Raw genomic sequence first — 9,205 nt, 5'->3', positions numbered from 1 at the left:
TTGTAATACAGTGTGCCAAAATATCACATAAAAATAGGAAAAAAGTAACTTGATCGCTTAATGAAGCATAGGTACACTCTCTGCTAGAGAACCACCGGGGATGGTCAGACAGAAAAAGGCCATTCTGGTAGGGGAAAAGTATCTCAATAGCCGCTGTGATCTTAGCCAGACAGGAGGAAGTATGTACAACCAGGATGACACTCTTGATCGGATGCGCAACGGTGAGGAAGACGAATGCAACATGTGTGGAGGCTTCGGCTACCTGGACCCCCTCAAGACGCAAGTATGTCCTGATTGTCAGGGAACGGGCCGCGTCTCTGTCTATCTTCCCGAGTAGCGGGGCTGGCGCGTCTCTCTGCTGTCTATCGGTCTCTCCTGTGGCGGGCAGGTTGGGCACTGACCTTATCTCTGCCCGCCTTGGCTGGTTGGCCTTGCTCTGACTAGCCTGGCGGGCTAGAATAAACACAGGTGCCGCGCTGCTGCGCTGCGCCTTCCCCAGGCAAGCTTGTATGCGAAGGAGAGACCATGACGAGAGAACGCAAGCTGCAGTTCCCCGAAGGCTTCCTCTGGGGCACGGCCTCATCGGCTCACCAGTGTGAGGGTGACAATTGCAACAATCAGTGGTATCGCTGGGAACAGCAAGGCCGCACCTTGACGGGCGAGCGCAGTGGAGCAGCCGCCAACTGGTGGCAGCAAGCGGAGCGCGATTTTGAGTTAGCTGAGCAGATGGAGAACAACGCCCTGCGTCTGAGCCTGGAGTGGAGCCGCATTGAGCCAGAGGCAGGACGCTGGGATGAAAGTGCCCTGGAACGCTATCGTGTCCTCTTGCGTGATCTGCGTCAGCGTCATATGACGCCCCTCGTCACACTACACCACTTTACCGATCCGCTCTGGTTTGCCGAAAGGGGTGGTTTTGCCCGTGAGGAGAACATCAGTTATTTTATACGCTTTGTGCGCTTTGTTGTCGCGCACCTGCGCGATCTCTGCTCATTCTGGTTGACCATCAACGAACCGAACGTCTATGCGTTTCTTGGTTATCTCACAGGTGAGTTTCCGCCGGGTGAGCGCGATGTCCTGCGCGCCTTGCGTGTCCTGCGCAATCTGATGGCGGCCCATGTGCAAGCCTTCTATGCTATTCGTGAACTGCAGCCAGAAGGACAAATCGGCTATTGCCTCAACTACCGTCCTTTAGACCCGGCAACCCCTTGGTCGCCGCTTGACCAGGCTGTGGCCTCGCTGCAAGATAGATTCTACAATCGAGTGGCTCTGCAATTGGCGGAAGGCCAGCGTTTCCCGTGGCCACTGAGTCTGGCCTTGCCGGCGGTGCCGCGGGCGGCAGGAGCGCGCGACTATCACGGAATCAACTATTATACCCGCGATCTGGTCTGTTTCGATTTAGGGCGACCAGCCGAGCTATTTGGCCGGCGCTTTCCACGCCCTGGGGCCCTCATGCAGGACCCCGGACGGGCTGGTTACTTCGGGGAGATCTATCCCGAAGGCCTCTATCGGGTCCTCCATCAGGTCTATCGCAGTACCCGGGGCAACAAGCCACTCTATGTCACAGAGCATGGCCTCAATGATAGCGAAGATCGTCTCCGCCCGCGGGCCATTCTGGAGCATCTGGCCATGCTTCACCGCGCTATTCGTGAGGGACTGCCCGTACGTGGCTATTTTCATTGGACACTGGTCGATAACTTCGAATGGAACGAGGGCTGGGGCGCTCACTTTGGCTTGGTCGAACTGAACCCCCAGACCCAGGAGCGACGTCCGCGTCCTAGTGCCAGCATGTTTGGAGAGATCTGTCGTGCTAATGCTATCACGGAAAGCATTGTCGAGCGCTATGCACCCGAGGCCGTGACCACTATCTTTGGTTCTGCCACCGCCCTGGGAGGGCGTACGCAGGTTCTGACCTGACTGGCGAAGATCAGCGGAGGCCCAAGTGCAGGCCCTCCTCTTAGTCCTGGCCGAGGAGGGCGCGGCGTAGCAGCGGGTCAGGGCAGAGCTGTGGGAAGCGACGCGTGTAACAGACCAAGCAGTAATCGCCGACCAGCTCCTCATCGTCACCGGTGCCATAATAGGTGATTGTGTGTGGTGGACAGGCGTAGTGGCCACAGGGGCGAAGCTCCGCCTGATCGCGATGCGGCAGGCTGTGAGGAAACTGCTCAATATAGCACTCATGCTGTTCACTCATCACTCTCTTACCTCCCAGATGGCTTACTGCCGGAAAACAGGGCTGACTGCTTCCGGCTCTTTCATATTACCAGAAAGTCGGCTCTCACGCAGGCGCCTTGCCTGGTTACGTCAGCCCATGCTACACTCTCTTGTGGCGAGGGCTGGCAGCTCGCCAGTTTCTTATGATGCATGCTGCCGGCACTGGGAAGGTATGCGAGGAAGATCAAGATGACGAGCGAACTTATCTCTGAACTGCTCAAATTCCGTTTCGGCAGCAAAGTCTTTTGCTCCGATGGAGAATATGGTCTACTGGATGAAGTCGTTGTAGATGCCGCCCGGCGCTGCGTTACCCATGTAGGGGTCAGCCGGGGCCTCTTTATGAAGAAACGCCTCTATCTGGCCTTTAACCAAGTTAGCCAGGCTTCCAGCGACGGCGTAACCCTGACGACAAGCCTGGCGAACCTAGCCCAGGTGGCGGTCGCTGATGCGGGAGGCGTGCACCTCTCGGGAAGCAGCCTTGTCGAGGCGCCGGCTGCTGGTCAACGTGGCACTTTGCTCCTGCTGGCTGTCCAGCCCAGCAGCGGCGAGATTGCCTATGTGGTGGCCCATAATCTCCCTGGTGGACAAGATACCCTCTTCCGCGTGGACACAATTGCTGAGCTGGCCAGTGGAGTGGTGCGCCTCAATCTCTCTGCAGAAGCTCTCAAAGGGCTGCCGCCCTATCGGCCCGATCGTGAGCTGCAGCGTGAGGTTGAGGCGGTGCTCTTCGATCTCTATCCGCTGCATGTAGATATGCGTGGCATCTCTGCACGCGTGCTCGATGGTGTGCTCTATCTTGACGGTAACATCTCCAGTGCTCTGCGCGCCGACCTGGTCGAGCGCCAGGTGATGGGAGTGCCTGGTCTGCTGGAGATCAGAAACAATCTGGTTGCCGATGATACGTTGGCGAGTGAGGTAGCGCTTGCCTTGGGCCGTGACCCGCGCACCCGTGGCTTACCCATAGGCGTTTACCCTCGGCTGGGCGTTGTGCGTCTCAGTGGGGCTGTGCATAGCGCCGAGCAGAAGCGTGTTGCTGCCGAAATTGCGCGCGCCGTGCCGGGCGTCCGTCAGGTCGTCAACGACTTGACCGTCAATCCCAGGGCTGAGCGCCTACCGGTCATGGCCTCTACTGGTGCCGAAGATGAGGATCTGGTACCGGGCGGACGCTATGTACGTCATACAAAGTAAGCTGCTGTTCACTTGAAACTGCATCTGCATCAGTGTAACCGTGGCCCGCTTGCGCTTTGCTTCGCCCAGGTCAGCATGCGCTCTCCGCTCCTGATGCCCTGGCGAATAAGCAGGAGTGATCGGAAAGCGCGCGTGGCAAGGCCTTCGGACGAGTGGCAAAGGCTGCAGCGGGCCGGCCTTGTTTAATCCTTCCGCGTCGATTGCCGAAATCCCTCGCTTCTTTTAGAACTTTCCCCTAGGATGAGAACATCACTCACTGAGCGATGTCTCGCTAGAGGAACGATATACTTGCCCTTGCTTGATCTGAGAGAAATGCAAGCGTATGGGGGAAGATGCGATGAAGGAGCGGGAGTCATTGCCCCCAGGAGAGTCTTTGTCTGGGTCGCAGGATCATAGACCGTCGGGTGAGCCAACCCTGAGCTGGCGCCGAGAGCTGAAAAGCAAGGAGATTGCTGTTCTAGGGCTAGAAAAGCTCTGGCATCAGCTACACCTAGCCGGTCCCATGCTAATCTTTCGTTCTCCTTTTGTCTCTCTATCTTATCTTGATCATTATGAACATCACCCACTGCTGCTTGACCGTCTCGTGGCGGCTGGTCAAAGGCGCAAGCGTCCGCGCTTTGGACAACTCAGCGGCTGGCATTCACTGCCGGCCCCTGACCTCGCCTGGGGTCTCACGGTCTCGGATACGGCTGAATGCCTGTTCAAGTCTGACCTGACACGTCACGCCTGGCTTGGCGACCGAGGAACGCAGCCAGCTTCTCTCCACGGTTGGAAGCTCTACCAGTTCGCCAGCGGCTGGACGGCACTTTCTGTCTATTATGTGACAGAGGACAACGACAATGTTGCTTTCGTGGCCTTGCCCCAGGGACGTCAGGATGAGTGGCTGGCTTTTCTAGATCTTCTCGTGGAGACCTACAAGCAGCACCTCCATCAGCATGGGCGCGGGAGCATTGAGATCGTAGGGACAGTGACGAACCCGAGGGATCTCGTCATGGTGATTCGGCAGGGTTCATGGAAAGATGTGATCTTACCAGAGGAGACCCGTGCGCTCGTGGAAGCCCAGCGACGCATCTTTGATCCCACTATTCTGCGGCGCTATGCCACCCTGGGAGTGCCCCGTCTCCGCAAAGTCCTCCTGATCGGACCGCCCGGGACGGGGAAAACCACGCTCCTTAAGGCCGAGGGAGCCTATCATGCTCGCCGCGGTGGGCGCGTGCTCTATGTCACGCCTCCGGTCTACAATTACAACGGGAGCAGCGCTTGGGGTATGCTTTCGAAGGCTTTGCAGACGGCGGCTGACAGCCGCTTACCGACGCTGGTACTGGTGGAAGACTTCGAAATGTTCGTCTCTAATCCGAAAGAGCAGCAGGTCATACTCAATACGCTCGATGGGGTGGCAACGCCTGATAATCCTGCCGGTACCTTGCTACTGGCGACAAGCAATAACCCAGAGCAGATTGATCCACGCATTCGTGATCGCCCCGGGCGTATCGACGCGCTCATCGAGCTGGGACTTGTCCAGGATGAAAGGCTGGCTGCTCGCTTCCTTCAGCACCTGCTAGGGGCTAGCTACCGTGAGGAGGAACATGCGCCCGTAGCCTCGCAGCTCCTCGGGCAGCCCGGCAGTCACCTGCGCGAAGTCTGCCTGACTGCCGCCCTGCACGCCTTGGAGGACAATCGCACAGCGGTTCTGGCCAAAGACCTCCTCTGGGCCCATGAGGTCATTTTGAAAGGGAGGGCCGCCGCTGCCCAGGGCGAACGCTTCGCCCCACCGCCACCGCAGCGGCGCGGCAGCTACTTCGGCAAGCGCTAGCGAGGACAAGTGGAAGGAGCCGGGGGCTACCCTAACACGCGGTGCTCTCCCGGTCTCCTCCACACTAGCAGTGACTCTCAAGCTGTCGCCTGCTGCAAAGCCTGATCCAGATCGTACATAATATCCTCGGCGTCTTCGATCCCCACTGAGAGGCGTACACAGCCTTCCGTAATGCCGGCCTGTTGTAATTCTGCGTGGGAAAGATCGCGATGCGACGAGACAGGCGGATAGCTCACCAGCGTATGTACATCACCAAGCGAGGTAGCGGGGGCACAGAGCTGCAGGCTATCCATAAAGCGGAAGACTGCCGCGCGCGTCTGTGCTTTCAGCTCGAACGAGAGCAACCCACCAAAGCGCCCGGGAGCGAGCAAGCGTCGAGCTTGCTCATGCTGCGGATGCTCAGGCAAGCCTGGGTAGTGGACGCGAGCCACTGCTGGATGATCGCGCAAGAAATGAGCGATGCGCAGGGCATTCTCGCAGTGACGTGCCATGCGCAGCGCCAACGTCTTCACGCCGCGCAGGATCAAATACGACTCGAAGGGGCTGAGCATTGCGCCAAGCAAGGAGGCGTACGAGCGGAGTGACTGCAGCAGGTTCGTGCGGGCGCTCACAACCAGGCCGCCGGTGCTATCGCCATGCCCACCGAGATACTTGGTGGCGCTATGGATCACCAGATCAAAGCCATGCTCGATGGGTCGGAGCAGGCAAGGGGTCGTAAAGGTGCTATCGACCAAGGTCACGGCTCCCACCTCGCGGGCGGCGGCGCTAATAGCATCGAGGTCGGTCACCTTCACCAGCGGATTCGAAATGGTCTCAACGAAGACAATGTCTGGCTGCTCACTGATGATACGCTCGGCGGCGGAGGCGCAACACAGGTCACAGAGCACGATTTCCACGCCCTGGGGGGCAAAGACCTGGCGCAGCAGGGCGATAGTCTGGCCGTAGAGATCCTGGGCGGCCAGAATCTTGGTGCCTGGCGCCGCACCGGCGGCCAACAAGGCTGCATGGATCGCCGCCATACCGGAACCGAAAGCCACAGCGCCTACACCCCCTTCAGCGCGTGCCAGCACCTCCTCCAATTGGGTGGCATTGGGATTCCCCTGGCGAGCATAGACATAGGCGCGCTTCTCTCCCGGAGCTGGGCTCCTGAAAGCCTGATCCAGACGCTCCATGTTACCGTGCAGATAGGTTGTGCTAGCATAGATCGGCTGCACGGTTGAAACGTGAGCAGGCCCTTCACTCCAGCGCTGCCTGCCATCCTGTACCAGATGCGTTTCCAATTTCCAGGCGGCTGAAGAATGCTGAACTGTCAAAGTCATCCCCCTCTCTGGAGTAAAATGAGAGCCCGCCCCAGGTCTCCCAGCGCGAGCGAGGCACAAGCGTAGAGCCAGGGGAGCCAGGCGGGCACACCGAGTAGCTCGGCGTTCTGCGGAAAAGAGAAGATCCCGGCATTCGCCAAGATCATCTCGATCAGCGTCCCCGTGATCGCCACCACGGCGGAAAAAACGAGGTTCTGCCAGCTTCGTCCGGCCAGCAGCCAGAAATTGAGGTAGAGCAAACCCAACAGACCGAAGCGGGCGATGGGAGCGAGTGATAGGGCCCCCAGCAGGTAGGCTAGACACAGCCAGCCGAGAGCGGCGATGCTCGTTGAGAGACGACGCGCGGTCCTCGAATAAGCCAGGAGAGGATCTAGTAGGGGATGAGAAAGACCGATAACAACGGCGGCGCTGCCGGCGAGCAACGGCGCCCACCAGGGCAAACCCAGGAGCGTGGGACCGGCAGACACCAGCGGGCTATAGCGCTTGATGCCCTGAGAGACGTAGAAAGCATCGAATGCTCCTCCACCGCAGGCTCCCAGGAGAAAAAGCAGGATCGTAGCCCGGCCCCAAGCGCTCATCCGCATTGCTCTCTCACTCAACCTTCCCGGTCCGCCGCTAGCTAGGGACAACACAGGCGATTCAGATAGCGCAAACACGCCAGCAGCTCGCTGAATGGGGGAAGTTCCTGCTCATAAGTGCCAACCCACTGCTGGTAGAGTTCACCATAGCGATCGGCCAGCAGCAGACTGGGATGAAGCACGCGCGGTCCCGCGTCCCACTGTGTCAAACGGGCGATGACCCGTCCCTCGGGATCTGCCAGCAGTGGGAAGGGCAATCCCAGACTGGCCTGAGCCTCGGCGTTCTGCGCCATCTGATTCGGACTGATCGCCAGGAGGCTGCACTGCTCCTCGCGCAGCGTTGGCTCTACCTCCGCGAATTGCCTCAAGAAAGCACGCGTGGCCGGCAGCTCAACGCTGCGCACAATGAGCAACAGCAAGTGATTGCGCTGCTTATAATTATGGGGGCCGCGCAGAACCCCGTGAGGATCAGGAAGAGCGAAAGCCGGCAGCATCTCGCGCGCTCCCAGCTTCGCCTGGACCGCCAGTCTGGGCGGCGTGCATGAGGTAGACGATGATAGCAACTCAGCCATGACGCTCACCACTTTCTGTGCGCTCTCTCTCCTCTCAGGTGGCTCACTTCAGCTACTTCAGGATGACGAACCTCTCTGGCCTGCCTGAGCAGGGCAATTAAACAGTGAGGCCGGCGACCAGCCGCTCTGATTCATGCAAAGAGGGAAAGAAGCTGCAGCGCGCGCCAGGTAGTAGTGCCAATGGCTTGAAAGCAGAGCGCTTCTCTGCTCGTGACCTGGGGCTAGCGGCAACCTCCTTGAAGGAAGAAGACTCAGCACGGCGGGCCACAATCTCTCTCAAGAGATTATCGCATAGGAGGCGCCTCCTGGCTAGAAAACAATCGTACGATTCTTGTACACGAGCACACGATCCTCACTGTGGAGACGTACGGCCTCGGCTAATACGCGCCGCTCCACATCGCGCCCCTTGCGGATCAGGTCTTCGACACTATCGCGATGATTGCAGTGAATGACATCCTGGGCGATAATTGGCCCCTCGTCTAGCTCCTCTGTAACGTAGTGCGCCGTGGCTCCGATAATCTTCACACCCCGCTCAAAAGCTCGCTCATAGGGGCGCGCCCCAGTGAAAGCCGGGAGGAAGCTATGATGAATATTGATAATGCGCTGCGGATAGGCCTGTACAAAGAATGGTTCCAGGATCTGCATGTAGCGAGCCAGAATCAGAAAGTCAACCTTGCCTTCTAGAAACTCGAGCATGCGCTGCTGGTCTGCAGCGCGGCTCTCACGACGGACAGGAAAGTGATAGTAGGGGAGCTGATACATGCGCGCCAGCGGCTCAAGATCAGGATGGTTGCTGATAATACAGGGGATGTCAATCACCAGTTCGCCGTTACGCCAACGCCAGAGCAGGTCAACTAGACAATGGTCCAGCCGTGAGACCAGAATCGCTGCACGCTTGCGGTAGCGCGAGTAGTGAACGCTCCACTGCATGCCGAAGCGCTCGGCAATAGGCTGAAAAGCAGCCAGCAGCTCACGCTCGTTCAGACGAAAACCCTCTTCGGAAAAGCTGATACGCATAAAGAAGGTGCCGTTTTGGCGCGCCGTTGCATACTGATCTGACTCAACGATGTTGCCATTGTGCTCAAAAATGAATTGCGAGACAGCCGCCACAATGCCTGGCCGGTCAAGACAGGAGATCAGAAGCGTAATCACATGATCTTGTTGCATAGACCCCTCTTCCCAAAAGAACATCAGCAATAGGATAGCAAATCGGCGAGAGAGAAGACGCAGGGGCGTCGGACCAGCGCTGACATCAGTCCCCTCTGCTTCATCGTCGTCGCGGGCATCTCTGCAGTAGTATAGCAGCAAAGCAGACAGAGCAAAATGCCCACGGGAAAGAAGCCTCCCTTGACAGCCAGTAGTCGGCGGTGATATAGTACTTACATAAGTAAAGCATCAAACTTTATCTTAGCAAAGATCACAGACATAGCCAAGGAGGAAAGCGACAAGTGACCTGGCAGATTGACCCTGCCCATTCACGTGTGGCCTTTGCTGTACGGCACATGATGGTGAGCACGGTGAGGG

Annotated in this window: 10 protein-coding genes; 5 read left to right on the top strand and 5 right to left on the bottom strand. The window is 58.3% G+C overall.

Annotated elements, in window-relative coordinates; all coding sequences use genetic code 11:
- Positions 1-100 precede the first annotated feature (100 nt).
- Both IRZ24_RS12200 and IRZ24_RS12195 read left to right on the top strand, forming a co-directional pair.
- Complete coding sequence (locus IRZ24_RS12200) at positions 101-337, top strand: hypothetical protein (protein ID WP_297164573.1); 237 nt, start codon at positions 101-103, stop codon at positions 335-337.
- A 188-nt stretch (positions 338-525) separates the two neighbouring features.
- Positions 526-1,914, top strand: a complete 1,389-nt coding sequence (locus tag IRZ24_RS12195) for a glycoside hydrolase family 1 protein (protein ID WP_297164571.1) — start codon at positions 526-528, stop codon at positions 1,912-1,914.
- A 40-nt stretch (positions 1,915-1,954) separates the two neighbouring features.
- Here IRZ24_RS12195 and IRZ24_RS12190 read toward each other — a convergent pair whose 3' ends face one another.
- Entirely contained in the window at positions 1,955-2,191 is a 237-nt protein-coding gene (locus tag IRZ24_RS12190) for a hypothetical protein (RefSeq protein WP_297164568.1), read from the bottom strand.
- A gap of 209 nt (positions 2,192-2,400) precedes the next feature.
- Between IRZ24_RS12190 and IRZ24_RS12185 the strand changes: the two genes are divergently transcribed.
- The gene (locus tag IRZ24_RS12185) at positions 2,401-3,399 is read left to right on the top strand and encodes a BON domain-containing protein (protein ID WP_297164565.1); all 999 of its coding nucleotides are present in this window, start codon (positions 2,401-2,403) and stop codon (positions 3,397-3,399) included.
- 373 nt (positions 3,400-3,772) lie between these two features.
- Positions 3,773-5,212 carry an AAA family ATPase gene (locus IRZ24_RS12180; RefSeq protein ID WP_297164562.1) on the top strand — a complete coding sequence of 480 codons (1,440 nt, stop codon included), beginning with the start codon at positions 3,773-3,775 and terminating at the stop codon, positions 5,210-5,212.
- Between the two features lie 77 nt (positions 5,213-5,289).
- Here IRZ24_RS12180 and IRZ24_RS12175 read toward each other — a convergent pair whose 3' ends face one another.
- The 4 genes from IRZ24_RS12175 to purU form a co-directional block, all read right to left on the bottom strand.
- Positions 5,290-6,531, bottom strand: coding sequence for a PLP-dependent aspartate aminotransferase family protein (locus tag IRZ24_RS12175; protein WP_297164559.1), 1,242 nt, complete (start codon positions 6,529-6,531; stop codon positions 5,290-5,292).
- Positions 6,528-7,109 (bottom strand): hypothetical protein, encoded by a 582-nt coding sequence (locus tag IRZ24_RS12170; protein ID WP_297164556.1) that lies wholly within the window; start codon positions 7,107-7,109, stop codon positions 6,528-6,530. The genes IRZ24_RS12175 and IRZ24_RS12170 overlap by 4 nt, the downstream gene beginning before the upstream one ends.
- Positions 7,110-7,150: 41 nt before the next feature.
- Positions 7,151-7,681, bottom strand: coding sequence for a redoxin domain-containing protein (locus IRZ24_RS12165; protein WP_297164552.1), 531 nt, complete (start codon positions 7,679-7,681; stop codon positions 7,151-7,153).
- 309 nt (positions 7,682-7,990) lie between these two features.
- Positions 7,991-8,848, bottom strand: coding sequence for a formyltetrahydrofolate deformylase (gene purU, locus IRZ24_RS12160; protein ID WP_297164549.1), 858 nt, complete (start codon positions 8,846-8,848; stop codon positions 7,991-7,993).
- 281 nt (positions 8,849-9,129) lie between these two features.
- On the opposite strand from purU, the gene IRZ24_RS19810 reads away from it, so the two are divergent.
- The coding region (locus IRZ24_RS19810) for a YceI family protein (protein WP_366914281.1) at positions 9,130-9,205 on the top strand (76 nt) is incomplete at its 3' end.

Source organism: Thermogemmatispora sp., from assembly GCF_019683755.1.
Taxonomy (GTDB): Bacteria; Chloroflexota; Ktedonobacteria; order Ktedonobacterales; family Ktedonobacteraceae; genus Thermogemmatispora.
This window is presented reverse-complemented; position numbering and strand designations above follow the sequence as displayed.